The 22,282-nt window shown below is 70.3% G+C and carries 16 protein-coding genes; 6 read left to right on the forward strand and 10 right to left on the reverse strand.

The annotated features are described in order from the left end of the window. Positions 1 to 5: 5 nt before the first annotated feature. The 3 genes from IE106_RS16055 to IE106_RS16065 all read left to right on the forward strand — a co-directional run bounded on the left by IE106_RS16055 (position 6) and on the right by IE106_RS16065 (position 2,980). The gene (locus IE106_RS16055) at positions 6 to 1,091 is read left to right on the forward strand and encodes a ParA family protein (RefSeq protein ID WP_189534462.1); all 1,086 of its coding nucleotides are present in this window, start codon (positions 6 to 8) and stop codon (positions 1,089 to 1,091) included. Beyond that, the gene (locus tag IE106_RS16060) at positions 1,088 to 2,188 is read left to right on the forward strand and encodes a ParB/RepB/Spo0J family partition protein (RefSeq protein ID WP_189534465.1); all 1,101 of its coding nucleotides are present in this window, start codon (positions 1,088 to 1,090) and stop codon (positions 2,186 to 2,188) included. Before IE106_RS16055 ends, IE106_RS16060 begins: the two co-directional genes overlap by 4 nt. A gap of 174 nt (positions 2,189 to 2,362) precedes the next feature. Beyond that, positions 2,363 to 2,980, forward strand: coding sequence for a GNAT family N-acetyltransferase (locus tag IE106_RS16065; protein WP_189534467.1), 618 nt, complete (start codon positions 2,363 to 2,365; stop codon positions 2,978 to 2,980). Positions 2,981 to 3,067: 87 nt separating this feature from the next. Here IE106_RS16065 and trxA read toward each other — a convergent pair whose 3' ends face one another. The 7 genes from trxA to IE106_RS16100 form a co-directional block, all read right to left on the reverse strand. Further along, positions 3,068 to 3,412 (reverse strand): thioredoxin, encoded by a 345-nt coding sequence (gene trxA, locus IE106_RS16070; RefSeq protein WP_189534469.1) that lies wholly within the window; start codon positions 3,410 to 3,412, stop codon positions 3,068 to 3,070. Positions 3,413 to 3,456: 44 nt separating this feature from the next. Continuing rightward, positions 3,457 to 4,431 (reverse strand): thioredoxin-disulfide reductase, encoded by a 975-nt coding sequence (gene trxB, locus IE106_RS16075; protein WP_189534471.1) that lies wholly within the window; start codon positions 4,429 to 4,431, stop codon positions 3,457 to 3,459. 125 nt (positions 4,432 to 4,556) lie between these two features. Next, complete coding sequence (locus IE106_RS16080; protein WP_189534473.1) at positions 4,557 to 5,471, reverse strand: RsmA family anti-sigma factor; 915 nt, start codon at positions 5,469 to 5,471, stop codon at positions 4,557 to 4,559. After that, positions 5,468 to 6,172 carry an RNA polymerase sigma factor SigM gene (gene sigM, locus IE106_RS16085; RefSeq protein ID WP_189534475.1) on the reverse strand — a complete coding sequence of 235 codons (705 nt, stop codon included), beginning with the start codon at positions 6,170 to 6,172 and terminating at the stop codon, positions 5,468 to 5,470. Before sigM ends, IE106_RS16080 begins: the two co-directional genes overlap by 4 nt. 60 nt (positions 6,173 to 6,232) lie before the next feature. Next, a complete protein-coding gene (locus tag IE106_RS16090; protein ID WP_189534476.1) occupies positions 6,233 to 7,945 on the reverse strand; it encodes a protein kinase family protein in 1,713 nt (570 codons plus the stop codon). A gap of 119 nt (positions 7,946 to 8,064) precedes the next feature. Then, entirely contained in the window at positions 8,065 to 10,299 is a 2,235-nt protein-coding gene (murJ, locus tag IE106_RS16095; protein WP_189534478.1) for a murein biosynthesis integral membrane protein MurJ, read from the reverse strand. Between the two features lie 45 nt (positions 10,300 to 10,344). Next, positions 10,345 to 12,699 (reverse strand): DUF6049 family protein, encoded by a 2,355-nt coding sequence (locus tag IE106_RS16100; protein WP_189534480.1) that lies wholly within the window; start codon positions 12,697 to 12,699, stop codon positions 10,345 to 10,347. A 183-nt stretch (positions 12,700 to 12,882) separates the two neighbouring features. Between IE106_RS16100 and IE106_RS16105 the strand changes: the two genes are divergently transcribed. After that, entirely contained in the window at positions 12,883 to 14,325 is a 1,443-nt protein-coding gene (locus IE106_RS16105) for a CCA tRNA nucleotidyltransferase (protein ID WP_189534482.1), read from the forward strand. An 85-nt stretch (positions 14,326 to 14,410) separates the two neighbouring features. Here the strand turns inward: IE106_RS16105 and IE106_RS16110 are convergent, their stop codons facing one another. The 3 genes from IE106_RS16110 to IE106_RS16120 form a co-directional block, all read right to left on the reverse strand. Then, on the reverse strand, positions 14,411 to 15,667 hold the full coding sequence (locus IE106_RS16110) for an MFS transporter (protein ID WP_189534485.1): 1,257 nt from the start codon (positions 15,665 to 15,667) through the stop codon (positions 14,411 to 14,413). Positions 15,668 to 15,753: 86 nt separating this feature from the next. Then, a complete protein-coding gene (locus IE106_RS16115; RefSeq protein WP_189534487.1) occupies positions 15,754 to 16,836 on the reverse strand; it encodes an inositol-3-phosphate synthase in 1,083 nt (360 codons plus the stop codon). A 50-nt stretch (positions 16,837 to 16,886) separates the two neighbouring features. Further along, positions 16,887 to 17,579, reverse strand: a complete 693-nt coding sequence (locus IE106_RS16120; protein WP_189534490.1) for a PadR family transcriptional regulator — start codon at positions 17,577 to 17,579, stop codon at positions 16,887 to 16,889. Positions 17,580 to 17,935: 356 nt separating this feature from the next. Here IE106_RS16120 and IE106_RS16125 point away from each other — a divergent pair, with 356 nt between their 5' ends. Both IE106_RS16125 and IE106_RS16130 read left to right on the forward strand, forming a co-directional pair. After that, complete coding sequence (locus tag IE106_RS16125; protein WP_189534492.1) at positions 17,936 to 20,692, forward strand: transglycosylase domain-containing protein; 2,757 nt, start codon at positions 17,936 to 17,938, stop codon at positions 20,690 to 20,692. Between the two features lie 135 nt (positions 20,693 to 20,827). Further along, positions 20,828 to 22,276, forward strand: coding sequence for a glycosyltransferase family 87 protein (locus IE106_RS16130; protein ID WP_189534493.1), 1,449 nt, complete (start codon positions 20,828 to 20,830; stop codon positions 22,274 to 22,276). The last annotated feature ends 6 nt before the right edge of the window (positions 22,277 to 22,282 follow it).

The raw sequence follows: 22,282 nt of genomic DNA on the forward strand, positions 1-22,282 counted from the left end.
AAACCATGGCAGGCTCTGTTCATCGCGAGCCTGAAGCCGAGGAGAGTGAATCCTTGCGGTCCGACGCCAACATCGCGGGACCGATGACCGACCCGGTCCCCGGTCCCCGTACCGAATCGTCCGGGGACGACGTTTCACGTGAAACGTATCCCCCGCTGGATGACACCTCCATGGGATCCGCCGCCCCGCTGGCCGTCCAGGCGCTGGGGCGGGCCGGTGAGGGCCTTCCCCGGCCGGAGCAGACCCGCATCATGGTCGTCGCCAACCAGAAGGGCGGTGTGGGGAAGACCACCACGACGGTCAACCTCGCCGCGTCCCTCGCGCTGCACGGCGCGCGCGTCCTCGTGATCGACCTCGACCCGCAGGGCAACGCGTCCACCGCGCTGGGGATCGACCACCACGCGGAGGTGCCCTCGATCTATGACGTCCTCGTGGACAGCAGGCCGCTCTCCGATGTGGTGCAGCCGGTCCAGGACGTCGAAGGCCTCTTCTGCGCCCCGGCCACCATCGATCTCGCCGGTGCGGAGATCGAGCTGGTGTCGCTGGTGGCGCGGGAGAGTCGGCTTCAGCGGGCGATCCAGGCGTACGAGCAGCCGTTGGACTACATCCTCATCGACTGCCCGCCGTCGCTGGGTCTGCTCACCGTCAACGCCATGGTGGCCGGCGCGGAGGTGCTGATCCCCATCCAGTGCGAGTACTACGCGCTGGAGGGCCTGGGGCAGCTTCTGCGCAACGTCGACCTGGTGCGGGGCCACCTCAACCCGGACCTCCACGTGTCGACGATCCTGCTCACCATGTACGACGGCCGGACCAGGCTCGCCTCACAGGTCGCGGAGGAGGTGCGCAACCACTTCGGTGACGAGGTGCTGCGCACCAGCATCCCGCGCTCGGTCCGCATCTCGGAGGCCCCGAGCTACGGGCAGACGGTCCTCACGTACGACCCGGGTTCCAGCGGCGCGCTCTCCTACCTGGAAGCCGCCCGCGAGATCGCCCTCCGGGGGGTGGGCGTCCACTATGACGCCCAGCACGCCCACACGGGCGGCCAGCAGTATCAGCACAGTCAGCACAGCATGTCGGAGGGGAACCAGTGAGTGAGCGACGTAGGGGGCTGGGACGTGGGCTCGGCGCACTGATCCCCGCTGCTCCGCAGGAGAGACAGACCACTTCGGTCGGAACGGCGTCCACTTCGCCCACCGCCATCCCGCCGCTGGGAACGGAACGGGGCATCGCCGCCGCCAAGGTGGCGACCCTGCCCCAGGCGACGTCCGCCGACAGCGGTGTCGCGCTGCCGGAGCAGGCCGAGGGCGGTCCTGCGGCGGAGATGCCGGCCGGCGTCCACTTCGCCGAGCTGCCGCTGGACTCCATCACGCCCAACCCGCGTCAGCCCCGGCAGGTCTTCGACGAGGACGCCCTCACCGAACTGGTGACCTCCATCCAGGAGGTGGGTCTGCTCCAGCCCGTCGTCGTCCGTCGGGTCGCCCCGGAGCGGTACGAGCTGATCATGGGTGAACGCCGCTGGCGGGCCTGCCGTGAGGCGGGCCTGGAGCGCGTCGCGGCGATCGTCCGTGAGACCGAGGACGAGAAGCTGCTGCTGGACGCCCTGCTGGAGAACCTGCACCGGGCGCAGCTCAACCCCTTGGAAGAGGCGGCTGCCTACGACCAGTTGCTGAAGGACTTCAGCTGCACGCACGACCAGCTGGCGGACCGCATCGGTCGGTCGCGCCCCCAGGTCACCAACACGCTGCGTCTGCTCCGGCTCTCGCCTCCGGTGCAGCGCCGGGTCGCCGCGGGAGTGCTGTCGGCCGGTCACGCGCGGGCCCTCCTGTCCGTGGAGGACCCGGAGGAGCAGGACAAGCTGGCGCACCGCATCGTCACCGAGGGACTCTCCGTCCGCACGGTCGAAGAGATCGTCACACTGATGGCCTCCGAGCCCCGCAAGGCCGCCAAGGCGAAGGGGCCTCGTGCCGGCGCCCGGGTCTCTCCGGCGCTGAGTGAACTCGCCACGCGGCTCTCGGACCGCTTCGAGACCCGGGTGAAGGTGGACCTCGGTCAGAAGAAGGGCAAGATCGTCGTCGAGTTCGCCTCGATGGAGGATCTGAACCGGATCCTTGGCACCCTCGCCCCCGGTGAGGGACGGGTCCTCGACAAGGGGCTCTCCGAGGAGTCGGACGCGGACAGCGAGGGCTGACCCGCACCGCAGGGCAGAACACGGAGGGCGGGCTCGCTCCGGATTTCACCGGAGCGAGGTCCGCCCTTTGGTCTTTTCCCGTATGTGAGTCATCACCCGATCGATACGATGCGTTCAGGTATGCGCATCCGCCGCCCGTGGCGCGGCAGGCGAAGGAAGTGAGGGACAACCTTCATGGGACGTCGGCTCGTACCGCTCACGTTGGACAACCTTCCGGACCTCCCCAAGCGCTGCCGTACCTGCGTCTTCTGGGAACTCGACCCCGTCAGCGGCGAAGCCGCCGTCAAGGCCGGGAGACCGGAACTCGAGAAGGAAGCCTGGATCTCCGCCGTCCTCCTCGACTGGGGCTCCTGCGGCCGCGTCGTCTACGTGGACGAGGTCCCCGTGGGGTACGTGATGTACGCGCCACCCGCCTATGTGCCGCGCTCCACGGCCTTCCCGACCAGCCCCGTGTCCTCCGACGCCGTCCAGCTGATGACGGCCTGGATCACTCCGGGCTACCAAGGTCAGGGGCTGGGGCGGGTGATGGTGCAGACGGTGGCCAAGGACCTCCTGCGGCGCGGGGTCAGGGCCATCGAGGCGTTCGGGGACGCCCGCTGGAAGGAACCGGCCTGCGTCCTGCCCGCCGAACACCTGTTGTCCGTGGGCTTCAAGACCGTACGCCCCCACCCGGCCTATCCGCGGCTGCGGCTCGAACTGCGCAGCACCCTGTCGTGGAAGGAGGACGTGGAGCTGGCTCTGGACCGTCTGCTCGGTGCCGTCCAGAAGGAGCCGGCGCTGCGCCCGCTCTGACCCCTCCCACGACAACGGCCCACCCCCGAAGGGATGGGCCGTTCGTGTTTCACGTGAAACGGCGCTCCACGTGAAACAGAGGCGGAGTCACGCCTTGGTGGCCTCGTCGCCGATGAAGTCGGCCAGGTCGCGGACGATCGCGGCCTTCGGCTTGGCACCGACGATCGTCTTGGCGACCTCGCCACCCTGGTAGACGTTCAGGGTCGGGATCGACATGACGCCGTACTTCGCGGCAGTCGCCGGGTTCTCGTCGATGTTCAGCTTGACGACCTCGATCTGGTCGCCGTACTCATCGGCGATCGCCTTCAGGGACGGGGCGATCTGGCGGCACGGACCGCACCAGGCGGCCCAGAAGTCCACCAGTACGGGCTTCTCGCTCTTGAGGACGGCCTCCTCGAACGAGGCGTCGGTCACTTCCTTGAGGTCGGCCACGGTGGCCTCCTTCGCTGTGCGGGGTGTGGGTGGGGGATCGAGGGTCAGACCGCGGGGGTCTTCTCCGGCTCGGCCAGCTTCTCCGTGTCGGCGAGGGCGGCGAGGAAGCGCTCGGCGTCCAGCGCGGCGGAGCAACCCGTACCTGCGGCCGTGATGGCCTGGCGGTAGGTGTGGTCGACGACGTCACCGGCGGCGAAGACGCCCTTCACGTTGGTGCGGGTCGACGGCGCGTCCACCTTCAGGTAGCCCTCGTCGTCCAGCTCCAGCTGTCCCTTGAACAGCTCCGTGCGCGGGTCGTGGCCGACGGCGATGAACAGGCCCGTCACCGGCAGCTCCGAGGTCTCACCCGACTTGGTGTTGCGCAGGGTGAGGCTGCTGAGCTTCTGGTCGCCGTGGATCTCCGCGACCTCGCTGTCCCAGGCGAACTTGATCTTCGGATCGGCGAAGGCACGCTCCTGCATCGCCTTGGAGGCGCGCAGGGTGTCCCGGCGGTGCACGACCGTGACCGACTTCGCGAAGCGGGAGAGGAAGGTCGCCTCCTCCATCGCCGTGTCACCACCGCCGACGACGGCGATGTCGTGGTCCTTGAAAAAGAACCCGTCACAGGTGGCACACCACGAGACGCCGCGGCCGGAGAGGGCGTCCTCGTTCGGCAGACCGAGCTTGCGGTGCTGGGAGCCGGTGGCCACGATGATCGCCTTGGCGCGGTGCACCGTGCCAGCGGTGTCCGTCACGGTCTTGATGTCGTCGGACAGGTCGACGGCGACGATGTCGTCCGGAATGAGCTCCGCGCCGAAGCGCTCGGCCTGGGCCCGCATGTTGTCCATGAGCTCGGGGCCCATGATGCCGTCACGGAACCCGGGGAAGTTCTCCACGTCGGTCGTGTTCATCAGGGCGCCACCAGAGGTGACGGCGCCCTCGAAGACCAGCGGCTTCAGCGACGCGCGTGCGGTGTAGAGCGCTGCCGTGTAACCGGCGGGCCCGGAGCCGATGATGATCACGTTTCGGACGTCGCTCACGGGTTTCTTCCTCGTCTCTGCAGACTGCCTACTGCCTACGGGGGCCGGGTCAAGACTCTCACCCCACCCAACGGATCCTACGGGGCGCGCATTCCCGTGGAACCGTGTGGCTTCAGGCGCGTCCGTCAGGGACGGGGCTGGGACTGCTTGAGCAGCACGTCCGCAGGGTCGGAGGCGTTCTTCGCCGTCACGCAGAAAGCGTCCACGACGTAGACGTCGACCTGTGTCTCGGTACGGGGGTGCGGAAGCACCACGAGATAGGCGGACCGTCCCTGGTAGTCGCCCCGCTCCGCCGCGAGCGGCTGCTCGTTCCGGGCGATCCCCTGCCGTACGCAGGAGGGGAGCGGGGGAACCGCTCTTTCGATCATGGGGTTGGCGGTGGCCGGGGGCTCGCCCTCCGTCTGGAGACGCGGGGACGTGGCGACGTAGGACCGCTTGGGGGAGGCGAGCAGGGACCGCACCTTGTCCGTGAGCGTGGATCCGGAGAAGCGGGTGTCACCGGAGGCCGTGGTGTTGTCGGCGTAGGAGGCGCCGGGTGCGTCGCCGTTCTGGTTCGCAGCCTGGAGGAACAGGACGCCCAGGCCGACCGCCGCCAGGCTGCAGGCGGCGCTCACCACCGCACCCCGGCGGCGGCGGGCGGGGATGCGTCCGGGGCCGGTGGAACCCGAGGGCCGACCGGCCGGCGCGGACGCGGGGCGTTCCGGCTTCCTGGGCCTGGCGGGGTCCGGCTCGGTGGTCTTCTGCCTGGTTTCACGTGAAACGGGCGCGGCGCCGTCCGGGGCGGTCGCGTCGAGGAGCGCCTCGGCGGCCAGCGCGGCGTCGATACGCTCCGCCACGTCCACCGGCATGCGGGCGGGGCCCGGCAGCGTGCCGAGAAGGCCGCGGATCTCCTCCAGGGAGCTGCGGACGTCGGCGCAGAGGTCGCAGCGGTCGAGATGGCGACGTACGTCCGCGGTACGGGACGGCGGGAGGATGCCTTCCGTGAGATCGGAGATCTCCGAGACGTCCGGGTGTCGAGTCGTGTCGGCGGTGGGTGTCACGCGCGTCCACCTCCGCCCTTCACAGCAGCAGGACCGCTCGGTCCTGGATCCGTTGGTCCCGACGCCGGTGGGACGGATGTCCCCGGCGTCCGGTTCCTTCCCCCGCCGGTACCGGTGTTATCCACGGGATCACCGCGCAGATGAGTGAGTACGGGGGCGAGACGGGCACGGCCCCGTGCGCAGCGGCTCTTCACGGTTCCGGTGGGCACTCCGAGGATCTCGGCCGCCTCGGCCACCGCGTAGCCCTGCATGTCGACGAGGACCAGGGCGGCGCGTTGGTCGGTGGGAAGCGTCGCCAGGGCGGCCAGCAACTGACGATGCAGGTCGTGTCGCTCGGCGGGTTCCTCGGCCGACTCATGGGGCTCCAGGAGCTGCTCCAGCCGTTCCGTGTCGTTCAGGGGTGCCGTCCGGCGCGACGCGGCCTTGCGAGCCCGGTCCAGGCAGGCGTTGACCGTGATGCGGTGCAGCCAGGTGGTGACAGCGGACTGACCGCGGAAGGTGTGGGCCGCCCGGAACGCCGAGACGAGGGCGTCCTGGACGGCGTCGGCGGCCTCCTCGCGGTCGCCGAGCGTGCGCAGCGCCACTGCCCAGAGCCGATCGCGATGGCGCCGTACCAGCTCGCCGAAGGCGTCGGGGTCACCCGCGACATGCCGAGCGAGCAGGTCCGCGTCACCAAGCTCCTGCCCCGAACCCGATCCCATGCGACCTCCCTCCGATTGCTCGAGCGCCGACGGCACGACGATCCTCGTGCGGGGCGGCGGTCAGCCCAGGACCTGGACTTCGGAAATACCGCCGCGGAACCTCCCGGGCGAGCCGTCCGTGGGGAGTTCTGTGATGTGGACCAGCACGTAGCGAGCACGAACGGGCTTGTCCAGCTTCACGTCCAGGTTCCCGTCGACCTGTTTCAGCGGAGACAGCTGCCGGGGGAAGTCCGACAGCGAACTGGACCCCATGGCTCCCTCCCCCGCGGCGCGGAGCTGCACCTTCTGGCCGCTCCGGTACAGGCCGACACGGACCTGGGAGATGCTCTGCTCGCTGCCGAGGTCGACCACGATGCCACTGCCGCCCTGGCGGTTCGGCAGGTTTCCGAAGTTGGCGTAGCCGTGGTACTCGGGAGTGATCCACGCCGACTGGGAGTCACCGTCGACGGCGTTCTCCACCTGGTCGAGCTGTATACCGGATCCTCCAGGCGTGAACTCCCGGGCATCGGAGATCTTCAGCGGCTGCAGCGGACGGGCCGGCTTGTCGTCCATCGAGGCGCCGGGGGACGGCTGTGTCGCCCCCGGCCCGTTGTTCGTGCCGCCCTGGTCGAGGAGGCGGTCGGCGACCTGCCAGCTGCCGAGGCCCAGCGCGGCGATCAGCAGCGCGGAGACGGCCCACTTCAGCGCCTTGCCGGTGCGGCTCTCCAGGGGCGCGGGCGCCACGAGCACCGGCTGTGTGGCGGCGGCGCTCTGGTGCTGGCCGTACGTGCCCTGCTGGTAGGTGGTGTGCTGGTACTCCGGCACGGGCGGGAAGGCGGGCTCCGGAGGGCGGATACGGGGCATGGCCGCGACGGCCTTGGCGAGCTCGTCGGGTGTCGTGCAGGGGGGTTCCTGGCGGGACGCGGTCGCGCCGTCGTTGACGAGGGCGCGCATGGCGAGGTCGGACAGACCCCGGTGGACCCCCGCCCGTACCTGGTCGGGCGCGATCAGACCCATGCCCTTGGGCAGCCCGGACAGGCCGTGGGCGTCGTTCTCGTACGGCCACCGCTGGGTCAGCGCGGCGTAGAGGAGCGCGCCGATCGCCTCGGTGTCGGTGCGCTGCGGGCGGTCGACGCTGATGCCCCGCAGCGCCGCGTTCACGGCGAGGCCGCGGATCCGGTACTGGCCGGTGGAGGTGCGCAGCACGGCGCTCGGCGTGAGCCTCAGGTGGGCCAGGCCCTCGCGGTGCGCGGCGGCCATCGCCTGGGAGACCTGGCTGACGAGCTGGTAGGCGTCGTACGGCTCCAGGGGGCCGGCGGCGAGCAGGGTGGTCAACTCGGTGGCGTCCGGCAGCCACTCGTGCACGACGTAGACGAGGTCGTTCTCCTCGACGGCGTCGAGGACCTGGACGAACCGGGGGTCGCCGAGCAGCGCGGAGGAGCGTGCCGCCGCCAGGACCGACCGGGCCCTCGGGTGGTCGGCGGGCAGGACGTGCACGCCGACGGCGCGCCGCAGCTTCTCGTCGACGGCCCGCCAGCTGCTGAAACCGTCCAGTCGGGTGACGCACTCCTCGAGCCGGTAGCGGCGGGCGAGTTTGTGCCCGCTGTGCAGCTCCGGGGACTTGATGGCGGGATCGTCGCCGGCTTCCTGGCCGCCGTTCGTGTTCAGGGAAGACATGTCCGTCGCGTCCTGCGCTTCCGCCCCGTCGGCCGTGGTCCTGTCCGCCTTGGCGGTCAGCGGGTCGTCGCCGCTGTTGTCGGCCACGTCGACGGCAGCCGTGCTACGTTCCGCCACCGTCGTTCCTGCCTCCCCATTCGATGCGCCATATCCAACAGCCATGCCAATTGTGCCCACAGTCCACCGCCATGCACGACACGCGGCGGGCGGCGATGGTTGTGCGGCAGTTCCGTGTTCTAGCGGCCGAGACGGCCCCGGACCATGCCCACCATGGCGTTGAGCTCCTCGATGCGCATCTTGCGGGCCGCCACGTAGAACACGCCGATCAGTACGACTCCACCGGACACGAGCGCCACGAGGGAGCCCAGCGCGTCCATCCCGAGCAGGGTGAGGAGGCCCCACGCGACCGCACCCGCAGCCAGCGCCGCGGGGACCGACGCCATGGAGAGGCGCGCGTACGTCCGTACGACGTGGGCCCCGTCGAGGTCGCCGCCCAGCCGGTTGCGCAGCCGCCGCCAGGCGACGCCCACACCGACCATGTAGGCGATGCCGTAGCTGGCGGCCATGCCGACGACGGCCCACCGGGCGGGGAGCACGAAGTAGCAGACGGCGGAGGCGGCGGCGTTGACGATCGCCACGATGACGGTGTTGTAGAAGGGCGTGCGGGTGTCCTCGTACGCGTAGAAGCCCCGCAGGACGACGTACTGGACGGAGTACGGGATCAGGCCCAGGCCGAACGCCATCAGCATGAAGCCCATGCCGGTGGCCGCCTCCGTGCCGCTGGAGGCGTAGAGCAGGGTGCACAGCGGCACGCCCAGCGCGAGGAAGCCGAAGGAGACCGGGACGATCGCGACGGCCGAGTTGCGCAGGCCGTGCGAGATGTCGTCCCGGACGGCGCCGGGGTCGTTGTCGTGGGCGGCACGCGAGATGCGGGGCAGCAGCGCGGCCATGACGGAGACCGTGATGATGGCCTGCGGCATGCCCCAGATCAGCTGGGCGTTGGAGTAGGCGAGGATGCCCGCGCCGTCCGCGCCGGACGCCTTTCCGGCGGCCGTGGCGAGCTGCGTGACGACGACGACGCCGGCCTGGTTGGCGAGGACGAACAGGACCGTCCACTTGGCCAGCCTGATCGTCTTGCCGAGGCCCTGGCCCTTCCAGTCGAAGCGCGGCCGGAAGCGGAAACCCGCCTCGCGCAGGTAGGGGATCATCGCCAGCGACTGGACGACGAGGCCCAGCAGCATGCCGACGCCGAGCAGGCGGACGCCCTCGTCGGGGATGACGTCGGCGCCCATCTTCGTCTCGGAGTAGGCGCCGTACACCCAGATGAAGAGGCCGAACGTGAAGATGACGACGATGTTGTTGAGGACCGGCGTCCACATCATCGCGCCGAACCTGCCGCGGGCGTTGAGCACCTGACCCATCACCACGTGAACGCCCATGAAGAAGATGGTGGGCAGGCAGAACCGGGCGAAGGTGACGGCGACGCTGTTGGCGTCCGGGTCGTCGGCGATGGTGGGCGACATCGCGTGGACGAGCAGGGGCGCCAGGAACACGGCGATGCCCACGATCACGGCGAGGGCGACCATCACCAGGGTGAGCAGCCGGTTGGCGTACGCCTCGCCGCCGTCCTCGTCGTTCTTCATCGAGCGGACGAGCTGCGGTACGAAGACCGAGTTGAGTCCGCCGCCCACGGTCAGGATGTAGATCATCGTCGGGAGCGTGGAGGCGACGGTGAACGCGTCACCGAGCGTCGCCGCTCCCAGGGCACCGGTGATCACCAGGCTCCGCAGGAAGCCGGTGAGCCGCGACACCAGGGTGCCGGCCGCCATCACGGCACTGGACTTCAGCAGTCCGGAGGCCTTTCCGCCCGACTTCTTCGGCGGCGGGGGCGCCACCGGCTCCGCGGGCACCTCCGGCTCCACCGGCTCGGGGACCGGCGCGGTCGCCACCGACTGGCCCTGGGGCTGCTGGTCCCGGTACAGGTGCGCGAAGGCGTCGGGGGCCGGCTTCTCCTCCGCGGCGTGGGTCACCAGGTCGTCGACGCCGGTGAACTGCACGGTCCGGGCGTCGTCGCCGTACGGGAGGTGGCGGGACGGGCCGGCGGGTTCCGGCGGCGGCGTCTGCGCCCACACCCGGGGGTCGGGGGCGTACTGCGGGGCGGCGGGCTGCTGGTAGAGCGGGCCGGGCTCCTCGTAGGTGCCGGGCGGGGGCGGCGGGTGCGCGGCCCGGTCGTACAGGACCTCGTCGACCGGGTCCTGCGAGGAGAGGTCGTAGGAGCGGTACGGGTCGTGGGCGTAGGCGTCCTGGACGTAGGGGTCCTGTGCGTAGGGGTCCTGCGCGTAGGGGGGGTGCGGGGTCGACGAGTCGGCGGGCGGCACCTGTCCCGGTGCCGGGGTGGCCGGGGTGCCGCCCGGAGGCGTACTGCCGCCGCCCGCGCCCTGGCCGCGGTCACCGTCGTACGGCGCGTTCATGGTTACCCCACCTCATCGTCCCCGGCCGGCCGGCCACGACATCGCTCAATGCTCCACTTTCTCACCCGGGCCCGACGGGTCGGTGCTTTGCGGTCCGGTGTCCGTCGCGGGGTCACTCGGCTGCACCGGATCGTCGCTCTCCGCGACCGGTGGGGCGGGATCGGCCTCTGCGGCCTCTTCGCCCTCTTCGGCTGTGCCAGCCGCGTCGGCGTCGTCGGCCCGTGCCGCGGCGCGCTTGCGCTGGCTGTACATCCTGACACCGGCGAGGACCAGAAGCAGCACGCCTCCGGCGATGACGAGCATCACCGTCGAGGTGATCTCGGAGACCTTGACGGTGAACTTCATGCTGGGGCCGTAGGGCCGGCCGTCCTCCGTGTACAGCTGCGCCTCGAGGGGCACGGGGCCGTTGGCGTTGGCGGAGGCCGTGAACTTCACGGACTGGCTGTGGCCGCCTTCGATCCGGACCGGGAGCTCGGCGACGGCCTCACCGCCGTTGAGCTTCAGACGGGTCGGCTTGCTCGACTCCAGTCTCAGCACCAGGTGCTCGACGCCCTGCACCAGCTTGTTCTGCACGGTCACCGGGATCGTGGCGCTGCGCCCCGAGAGCGTCAGGTCCGACTTGTCGATCAGCTTCACCTCGTCGGCGAGGCTCTCCAGGTGGGCCTGCACTCCCTTGCCGTACTCGGCGGCCTCCTGGGGGCGGCCGCGCCACGACGTGGACATCTCCCGCTTGATCGCGTTGCCGAACGGCGTGACGACGCGGTCCGCGGCGGTGAGGATGACCTGGAAGTTCTCCAGGTCGCCCTGCGTCCTGCGGACCTGCTGGAACACCGCCTCCGGCAACTCGCGCCGACTGAGCGCCCTGGGGTACTTCCCGGCGGGCGGCACGATGGTCGTCGCCTTGGAGTCGGGCTTGGCGGCCGTGGCGGTGACCAGGTCCGAGGCCTGCGACCAGCGCTCGGAGCCCAGGACCCGCAAGGCGCTCGCCATGGACTCCGCCTGGGAGACCGTCGGCATGCGCTGGGGGGCGACGACGATGCTGCGGGCGGTGCCCGGCCGCTCGTGGGTGACGGCGAGCGTGTGCGCGAGGAACCTCTGGACCGCCGCCGTGGAGTCGCCCGCGCGGGACATGTCGCCCTCGAAGGCGGTGGACAGGACCATGTCGGAGACGACCGCGGTCGTCCCGCCGCCGATCGGCCGGGCCGCGTTCGGCGTGTACGAGAGGTGTTCCCGCATGCTGTCGCTGCGGGTGATCACCTTGTCCGCGCCGGCCGAGGTCGCCACATCGACGATCGACGGATCGACGGCCCCGCTCACGGGCCAGGCGTACTCGACGGACGGCTTCACGTGGAGGATCGTCTCCACCGTCGACTCGGCCAGCTCCGTCGCCGGCCGCAGGTGGCTCAGGGAGCCCGAGACGCGCTTGCCCCGGTGGGCGAGCGACGCCAGGTCCGGGTCGCCGTACGGCAGCGCGACCACCTTGTCGCCCTGCACGGCCTTGTCCAGGGAGTTCAGCCACTGCTTCGCGACGGCCTGGTTCCTGCCCGCGACGGCGGTGTCCTCGCTCCTGACCTGGTAGTCGCGGGTCATCGCCTCGACGGTGGCCAGCAGGTCCGGGTCGACGACCCAGGTGACGGGCAGTTCGGCGCCGAGGGTGACCATCCGTTCCAGCCGGCCCCCGGGCGCCAGCTCCGCCGCGAGGTCGTCGCTCTCGAACACCGGCGTCTGCTGGTCGTCGGACCCCGTCTCGGCGGAGAGGTGGGACGAGGAGATCAGCGGCCACAGGACGGTGACCTGCGTCTTGCTCTTCGTGGCGGCCGGCTGCCAGGGCAGGAAGGTCCGGTCGACACCCATCGGCTGGTCGTACGGCTCGCTCGGCGTGCGCCCGGACAGGGAGACGGCCAGCTGGTACACGCCGGCGTCGTCGAGGCCGAGCTTGTCGACCGGAACGGCCAGGGTGAACTCGCGGCTGGTGCCGGACGGGATCTCCGGGATCCTCACGAGGTACGCGCCGCCCAGGGGCTTCCCGTCCCTGCCCTGGGAGAGGCCGGTGCGCCGCGCGGCGTCCTCGATCGCGCCGCGGCTGGAGAGACGAGCACCGAGGCGCACGTCGACCTGCGCCTGGGTCACCGTCTCCTTGCCCGTGTTGGTCACCGTGCCGCTCAGTGTGAGGGTGTCCCCCTTCACCGGCGCACTCGGTGTGAGTGTGTCCAGAGACACAGCGACGGTGCGGGAGTCCTTCGCCGCCGCCACGGTCGCGGCCGGCACCACCGCGGCGGCGACGGGCAGCTGCACGAACCCGGCCAGGAGGGGGACCGCGGCGGCGGCCGCCACCGCCCGCCGCAGCCAGCGGCGGGCAGGGAAGGGATCGGTGCCCTGGAAGTCTGCCGCCTCGGCCACGCGCTCGTCCGTCCCTCGTCGTCTGGTGCCGTCGGTCCATGTCGGTCCTTGCGTCCACGCATGGTAACGAGATGCGGCACGGCACAGTGCTGCGGAGTGGCCCGCGAGATCGTCCGGGAAGGGCGGCGGAGCGCGTGAAATCAAGGAGGCCGCCCGTGACGGGGCCACGTACCCTGTTCTGTTGTGCCGAACGCCAACGAAGACAACCCGACTGCCCTGAGCCAGGTGCAACGCCGCGCGGTCAGTGAGCTGCTGCGCGTGTCACCGGTCGCCGACGACCTCGCCCGCCGTTTCCAGGATGCGGGGTTCCGCCTCGCCCTGGTCGGTGGCTCGGTGCGGGACGCTCTGCTCGGCAGGCTCGGCAACGATCTCGACTTCACCACCGACGCCCGTCCCGAGGACGTACTGAAGATCGTCCGGCCCTGGGCCGAGGCGGTCTGGGAGGTCGGGATCGCGTTCGGCACCGTGGGAGCGCAGAAGGACGGCTACCAGATCGAGGTGACGACGTACCGCTCCGAGGCGTACGACCGCACCTCGCGCAAGCCCGAGGTGTCCTACGGCGACTCGATCGAGCAGGACCTCGTACGTCGTGACTTCACCGTCAACGCCATGGCCGTCGCCCTGCCCGAGAAGGAGTTCATCGACCCGTACGGCGGGCTGGAGGACCTCGCCGAGCGGGTGCTGCGCACCCCGGGCACCCCGGAGGAGTCCTTCTCCGACGACCCGCTGCGGATGATGCGCGCGGCCCGCTTCGCCGCCCAGCTGGACTTCGAGGTGGCTCCCGAGGTCGTCGCCGCGATGATGGGGATGGCCGAACGGCTCGACATCGTCTCCGCGGAGCGGGTGCGGGACGAGCTGAACAAGCTGGTCCTCTCCTCCTGCCCCCGCAAGGGCCTGACGCTGCTCGTCGACACCGGTCTCGCCGACCGGGTGCTGCCCGAGCTGCCCGCGCTGCGCCTGGAGAGCGATGAGCACCACCGGCACAAGGACGTGTACGAGCACTCGTTGATCGTGCTGGAGCAGGCGATCGACCTGGAGGACGAGGGCCCCGACCTCGTGCTGAGGCTGGCGGCGCTCCTGCACGACATCGGCAAGCCGCGTACACGGCGCTTCGAGCCGGACGGGCGGGTCTCCTTCCACCACCACGAGGTGGTGGGAGCGAAGATGACCAAGAAGCGCCTGACCGCGCTGAAGTACTCCAACGAGATGATCAAGGACGTCTCGCGGCTGGTGGAGCTGCACCTGCGGTTCCACGGCTACGGCACCGGCGAGTGGACCGACTCCGCCGTCCGGCGTTACGTCCGCGACGCGGGGCCCCTGCTGAACCGGCTGCACAAGCTGACCCGGTCCGACTGCACGACCCGCAACAAGCGCAAGGCGGGCGCGCTGTCCCGGGCCTACGACGGGCTGGAGCAGCGCATCGAGCAGCTCCAGGAGCAGGAGGAGCTGGACGCGATCCGTCCGGACCTCGACGGCAACCAGATCCAGGAAGTCCTCGGCGTCCCGCCGGGCCCCGTGGTGGGACAGGCGTACAAGTTCCTCCTGGAGCTCCGGCTGGAGAACGGCCCGATGGGGCACGACGCCGCCGCGGCCGCCCTCCAGGAGTGGTGGGCCGCCCGGGCCTGATCTCCGACCCGTCACGTTTCACGTGAAACATGGCGACGGGAGCCGGTACGAGGGGCGGTGTTTCACGTGAAACACCGCCCCTCGGTCATGCGTGTCGCCGGCGGGCGAGCGCCACGGCGCAGAGCGTGTACAGCCCGGCGACGAGGAGGACCAGCAGCGGGGCGCGTCCGTCCGGCGGCAGCAGGAGGGAAGCCACGCCGGCAGCGGCGACGAAGGCGACGTTGAAGAGCATGTCGTAGAGGGCGAAGATCCGCCCGCGATACGTGTCGTCCACCGTCCTCTGGACGACCGTGTCCGTGGAGATCTTGATCCCCTGGGTGGTGAAGCCGAGCACGAAGGCGGCGATCATGGTGGTCGCCGGAGCGAACGGAAGCCCCAGGGCCGGCTCCAGAACCGCCGCCGCCCCGGCGCACAGGGCCATCCAGCCGTCCACGCCCCACCTGGCCGTCGCCCAGGGGGTGGCCACCGCCGCGGCGAAGAACCCCGCACCGGAGACGGCGACCGCGAGCCCCAGCAGAGCCAGTCCCTCGGCTTCCCCCGACGTCCAGGCGTACCGGCTGAGTATCAGCACCATCACGGTCAGCGCCCCGTAGCAGAACCGTGCGAGGGCCATCGCGGCCAGTGCCCGCGCGGCGGGCCGGCGCTCCGACAGGTGCCGTAGACCGCTCCACAGCCCCCGGGCGGTCGAGGCCAGCGCCGCACCGATCCGCGGCACGGTGGCGTGCGGGTCCGGGCCGAGCAGATCGCGGCCCATGCGGAGGGAGGCCAGCGCCGACGCCAGGTAGAGGGCGGCTCCCAGGAGGACGACGGCGGAGTCGGAGCCCGCGGCCACCAGCCGCACCAGGAAGGCCAGCCCTCCCCCGGCGGTGGCGGCCAGGGTGCCCGCGGTCGGGGACAGGGAGTTGGCGACCACCAAGCGGTCCCCGTCGACGACGCGCGGCAGGGAGGCGGAGAGCCCGGCCAGGACGAAGCGGTTGACGGCGGTCACGGAGAGGGCGGAGGCGTAGAAGACCCAGTCGGGTACCGACGCCAGGATCAGCAGTGCGGTTCCCGCGGCGAGGAGCGCGCGCAGGAGGTTGCCGTACAGCAGGACCTGGCGGCGGCGCCAGCGGTCGAGCAGCACACCGGCGAACGGGCCGACCAGGGAGTACGGGAGCAGCAGGACCGCCATGGCGGAGGCGATCGCGGCGGGTGACGCCTGCCGCTCCGGTGAGAAGACCACGTACGTGGCCAGCGCGACCTGGTAGACGCCGTCGGCACCCTGGGAGAGGAGGCGTACGGCGAGGAGACGGCGGAAGTTCGTCAGGCGCAGGAGTACGCGCAGATCACGTACGGCAGGCATGGCAGCAAGCCTCACACACGGGTGAGGCCCCCGGGCATGCGCCACGGGGGCCTCAACACCTGGAGGACGGGCCTCCCTTGGGGGTCTTAGCGCTCGACCTCGCCCTGGATGAACTTCTCGACGCTCTCGCGGGCCTCGTCGTCGAAGTACTGGACCGGCGGGGACTTCATGAAGTACGAGGACGCGGAGAGGATCGGGCCGCCGATGCCGCGGTCCTTGGCGATCTTCGCGGCACGCAGGGCGTCGATGATGACACCGGCCGAGTTCGGGGAGTCCCACACCTCGAGCTTGTACTCGAGGTTCAGCGGCACGTCACCGAAGGCACGGCCCTCGAGGCGGACGTAGGCCCACTTGCGGTCGTCGAGCCACGCGACGTAGTCGGAGGGACCGATGTGGACGTTGCGCTCGCCCATGTCCCGGTCGGGGATCTGCGAGGTGACGGCCTGCGTCTTGGAGATCTTCTTGGACTCCAGCCGCTCACGCTCGAGCATGTTCTTGAAGTCCATGTTGCCGCCGACGTTCAGCTGCATCGTGCGGTCCAGGATGACGCCCCGGTCCTCGAACAGCTTCGCCATGACGCGGTGCGTGATGGTGGCGCCGACCTGCGACTTGATGTCGTCGCCGACGATCGGCACACCGGCCTCGGTGAACTTGTCGGCCCACTCCTTGGTGCCGGCGATGAACACCGGGAGGGCGTTGACGAAGGCGACCTTGGCGTCGATGGCGCACTGTGCGTAGAACTTCGCGGCGTCCTCGGAACCGACCGGCAGGTAGCAGACGAGGACGTCCACCTGCTTGTCCTTGAGGACCTGGACGACGTCGACCGGCTCCTCGGCGGACTCCTCGATGGTCTGGCGGTAGTACTTGCCGAGACCGTCCAGGGTGTGGCCGCGCTGGACCGTCACGCCGCTGTTCGGCACGTCGCAGATCTTGATGGTGTTGTTCTCGCTGGCGCCGATGGCGTCGGCGAGGTCGAGACCCACCTTCTTCGCGTCCACGTCGAAGGCCGCGACGAACTCGATGTCCCGCACGTGGTAGTCGCCGAACTGGACGTGCATCAGCCCCGGCACCTTGCCCGCCGGGTCGGCGTCCTTGTAGTACTCGACGCCCTGCACCAGCGAGGCGGCGCAGTTGCCCACGCCGACGATGGCTACGCGAACCGAACCCATTCCGGTTGCTCCCTGTTTGTTCTCGACGAAACCCTGCGGTGCGCAGGGCTTCACTTGGTGGTGTCGTCGGACGGATCCGGCCGGGTACTGCCCCCGTGCCGGGGCAGGCCGCCCGTCTCTCCAGATGTCTTGTCCTGCTCCGCGGGGCCCGCTGACGCCTCCGAGCCGGAGCGTCGCTGATCCCGGCCCGCCCGCTCGCTCTCGATGAGCTCGTTCAGCCAGCGGACCTCGCGCTCCACGGACTCCATGCCGTGCCGCTGGAGTTCGAGCGTGTAGTCGTCCAGACGCTCGCGGGTGCGCGCCAGGGAGGCGCGCATCTTCTCCAGCCGCTCCTCGAGACGGCTGCGGCGGCCTTCCAGCACCCGCATCCGCACTTCACGCTCCGTCTGCCCGAAGAAGGCGAAGCGGGCCGCGAAGTGCTCGTCCTCCCAGGAGTCCGGTCCCGTGTGGGACAGGAGCTCCTCGAAGTGCTCCTTACCTTCGGCGGTCAACCGGTAGACGATCTTCGCGCGTCGTCCTGCGAGGGAGGCGGCGAGAGCGTCCTCCGGGGCGCTGCCCGGCTCCTCGGCCAACCAGCCGTTTGCGACCAGGGTCTTGAGGCAGGGGTAGAGGGTGCCGTAGCTGAAGGCGCGGAAGATGCCCAGCGAGGTGTTGAGCCGCTTGCGCAGCTCGTAGCCGTGCATCGGCGCTTCCCGGAGCAGGCCGAGGACGGCGAACTCCAGGATGCCGGAGCGCCTGCTCATCGGTCTCCGCCTCCTCCGTGTCGCTCTTTATGCCGCCCTGATGTATCGGTTCGATACATCCTGACGATAGAACGGCGGCCCGGTGCCGACAAGTGGGGCGATCGTGAACGGCGTCACATCACAATTCGCTGTAGGCGAGTTGCCTGATTTGGGGTGAACTTCGGCTCAAGAGGGGTTTTGGCCGTGCGTAGTCTGTGCGGCATGCATACCACCGGGAACCACGTGACGACGGGGGAACGTCATCGTCGTGGGTGCATGGCGGGCGGGCCCGGCGGGCTCGTCCGATCCATTTCGGGGGGACCGGAACTCAGCTGCCGCTTCCAGGCGTAACTGCCTGCCCGAGGAGTAGTCGTTCGATGAGCGAGCACCGTCGTAAACCGCCGCAGCCGCAGGGTGGCGGCCGCGCCGCGGCCCGGCGCGCTGCCCAGCCGCCTGGCCGCCGGCCGGCCCCGGCGCGGGATGTCAGTACAGGATCTCCTGCCGACCCGTACGGCGAGGCGCGGCCCTACGGCGGTCGTGCCGAGGCGCGGCGGGCCGCCCAGCGCGGTGGCCGGCGGCGCCCCGCCGAGGGCGCGGGCGGTGCCGGCGGTCACGGCGGTGGACGCCGCGGCACCGGTGGCGGCGGCCACGGGGGGCGGGGTCCCGGGGACGGCCGGCCGGGGAAGAAGCGGCTGATCGACTACCCCCGTCACGACAAGTACGGCTGGCGCCGCTGGGTGCCGTCCTGGAAGCTCGCGACGGGGTTCTGCCTCACCTTCATCGCCCTGATGATGGGCGTCGCGACCCTCTCCTACGCGATGGTGGGGCTGCCGGACCCGGACAAGGCCGCCACCGCCCAGAACAACGTCTACTACTGGGCGGACGACACGCAGATGGCCGCCACCGGCGGTGAGGTCAACCGGCAGATCATCGGCTACAGCGAGATCCCCATGGGGATCCAGAACGCCGTGGTCTCCGCCGAGAACAAGACCTTCTGGACGGACGCCGGCATCGACCCGATGGGCATCGGCCGCGCCCTGTTCAACATGGCCACCGGCGGCGAGACGCAGGGCGGCTCGACCATCACCCAGCAGTACGTCAAGAACAACCGGCTCAACAACCAGTCCCAGACGCTGGACCGGAAGTTCAAGGAGCTGTTCATCTCCATCAAGGTCAACACCGAGTTGTCCAAGAAGGACATCATGGCCGGCTACCTGAACACCTCGTACTTCGGACGGGGCGCCTACGGCATCCAGGCGGCCGCCCGCACGTACTACGACAAGGACGCCAAGGAGCTCAACGAGAGCGAGTGCGCGTTCCTCGCCGCGCTGCTCAAGGGCTCCACGTACTACGACCCGGCCGGCGCGCCCGAGATCGACCCCAAGGCGACCGCCGAGGCCAACACCGACCGTGCGACGAAGCGCTGGAGCTGGATCCTCGACGAGATGGTGAAGGACGGCAAGCTGTCCCCCGCCGACCGGGCGAGGTTCAAGGCCAAGGGCTTCCCGCACCCGAAGCCGCCGCAGAAGCAGGCGAAGCTCGGCGGCCAGATCGGCTACCTCGTCGACCTCGCCAAGGCGTACTTCATCAACAACAACGACCAGGGGATCACCGCCGAGGACCTGTCCAAGGGCGGCTACGAGATCAAGACCACCTTCGAAAAGGAGAGGGTCGAGGCCCTCGACAAGACCATCAAGAAGGTCTACGAGGAGAGCATCGACCCGGGGAAGCGCCCTGACACGGACACGCACGTCCAGTTCGGCGGCGCCTCGGTCGACCCGAAGTCGGGCGCCATCGTCGCCATCTACGGCGGCACCGACGCGACGAAGCACTTCACCAACAACGCCGACCAGACCGGCGCCCAGGTCGGCTCGACGTTCAAGCCGTTCGTCCTCGCCGCGGGCATGAAGTACGGCGTCCGGGACCCCGGCAAGGGCGAGGAGCAGGGCCCCGAGGACCGCACGCTGATCGACCCCGACACGGCGATCTACAGCGGCAAGAACAAGCTGAAGATCCGCGAGTACGACCGCAGCATCTGGAAGGACGAGAACGGCAAGGAGTGGCTCCAGGTCAACGACGACGACACGGACTACCCCGACATCGACCTCCGCGAGGCGATGATCCACTCGGCCAACTCGCCCTTCGTGCAGCTCGGCATGGACATCGGCATCCCGGAGGTCAGGAAGACGGCCGTCGAGGCCGGCCTCCTGGAGAGCAGCCTCGCCAAGGGCGACGTGCCGTCGTTCTCCATCGGCATCTCCGACCCGAGCGCCATCCGCATGGCCTCCGCCTACGCGACCTTCGCCGCCAACGGTGAGCAGCGGGACCCGTACTCCGTCACCGAGGTGAGGAAGAACGGCGCCGTCATCTACAAGCACGAGGACAAGCCGAAGTCCGCCTTCTCGTCCGCCATCAGCAGCAACATCACCGACGTGCTCGTCGACGTCGTGGAGAAGGGCACCGGCAAGAAGGCCCGCCTCCCGGACCGCCCCGCGGCCGGCAAGACCGGTACCACGGACGGCAACAAGTCCGCCTGGTTCGTCGGGTACACCCCGCAGCTCGCGACGGCGATCGACATGTACCGCCTGGACGACGACGCCTCCAACAAGAACCGCAAGTTCGAGGAGATGTTCGGCACCGGTGGCCGTAAGAAGGTCCACGGCTCGTCGTTCCCTTCCGAGATCTGGAAGGCGTACATGACCGAGGCCCACAAGGGCCTGCCGGTGAAGCAGTTCCCCGCCCCCGAGGACCTGGACGCCCGGCCCGTGTACGGCGGCGGCGCCGAGAGCCCCAAGCCGACGCCGAGCGAGAAGCCGTCGGAGTCCCCGTCGCCGTCGAAGTCGCCGTCCCCGACGCCGTCGACGAGCCCGTCCAGGGAGCCCGAGAAGCCGACCAAGTCCTGCGGTCCGTTCGACTGGGACTGCGACCCCGAGACGGGTGGCACCACCGAGGGCGGTACGACGGACGGCACCGACAACGGCGGCATGACCGGAGGCGACGGCAGCGTCACCGAGGGCGGGACCACGGAAGGCGGCGAGACGAGCCAGTCACCGCCGACCAACGGCAACGGCGGCAACGGCAACAGCAGCGGAGGCAACAGCGGAGGCGCCTGGTTCGGCGGGGTGGACGGCTAGCGCCGCCCCTCCCGCCCGGCCTCCGGAGCGAGCCCCCGGCGAGGGCCGCCGCACCCCGTACGCGCACCACGCGCGCGTACACCGGGTGCGGCGGCCCTCGCCGCGTTCCCGGGCCGGTACGGCAGGATGTCCCCCATGCCGAGCCCACAGAAGACGCGCGTCCCCCACGACCGGCGGCCCGTCGTGTGCCCCACGCGCCAGGACGAGGTCGCCACCGCGGGCAGCGAGGTGATCGGCGGCCCCGTCGGCCGCCGCGCCCGGCTCGGCGTGGACGTCCTCACCCCCGTGCGGGTCGTCGCGCTCGTCGCGATCGGCACGTTCGCGCTCGGCATGGTGCAGAAGCTGCCCTGCTACAACTGGGCCTGGTTCCGCGGGGCCGCCTCCCAGTACACCCACGCCTGCTACTCCGACATCCCGCACCTGTTCGTGGCGCGGGGCTTCTCCGACGGGCTCATCCCGTACTTCGACCGGTTCTCCGGCGACATGCAGTACCTGGAGTACCCGGTGCTCACCGGCCTCTTCATGCAGGTCGCGGCCTGGTTCACGCCCCGCGGCGGCGACCTGCAGTACCGGGAGCAGATGTACTGGATGGTCAACGCGGGCATGTTGCTCGTCTGCGCCGCGGTGATCGCCGTGTGCGTCGCGAGGACGCACCGGCGGCGCCCGTGGGACGCCCTGCTGGTCGCCCTCGCGCCGGCCTTCGCACTGACCGCCACCATCAACTGGGACCTGCTCGCCATCGCCCTGACCGCCGCGGCGATGCTCATGTGGAGCCGGGGCCGCGCCCTGGCCTTCGGGGTGCTGCTCGGCCTCGCCACGGCCGCGAAGCTCTACCCGTTCCTGCTGCTCGGACCGCTCCTGCTGCTGTGCTGGCGGGCCGGGAAGTGGCGGGAGTTCGCGGTAGCCCTGCTGGGCTCCGCGGGCGCGTGGCTCGTGGTGAACCTGCCCGTCATGGTGCTCGCGCCGGAGGGCTGGAAGCGGTTCTACGTCTTCAGCCAGGAGAGGAACATCGACTTCGGCTCGTTCTGGCTGGTCCTCAAGCAGCGCTTCGAGCTGGACCTGCGGATCGAGACGGTCAACACGTCAGCGAGCGTGCTGATGCTCCTGGCGTGCGCCGGCATCGCCGTGCTGGCGCTGACCGCGCCGCGCCGTCCCCGCTTCGCGCAGCTCGCCTTCCTGGTCGTGGCGGCGTTCATCCTGACCAACAAGGTCTACTCACCGCAGTACGTGCTGTGGCTGATCCCGCTGGCCGCGCTGGCCCGGCCGCGCTGGCGGAGCTTCCTCGTGTGGCAGGCGTGCGAGGTGGCGTACTTCCTCGGCATCTGGATGTACCTCGTGTACGTCACCACCGAGCACAAGCAGGGCCTGCCGTCCGACGGCTACCACTTCGCGATCGTCCTGCACCTGGCCGGGACGCTGTACCTGTGCGCCCTGATCGTGCGCGACGCCCTGCGGCCCGAGCGGGACCCCGTCCGGCAGGACGGCTCGGACGACCCGTCCGGGGGCGTCCTGGACGGCGCCGAGGACGTCTTCACGGTCGGCCGGGCCGCCCGGCGGGAGGACCGGGCGGGCGCCGCCGCCTAGCGGCCG

Source organism: Streptomyces roseolilacinus (assembly GCF_014649335.1).
Lineage (GTDB): Bacteria > Actinomycetota > Actinomycetes > Streptomycetales > Streptomycetaceae > Streptomyces > Streptomyces roseolilacinus.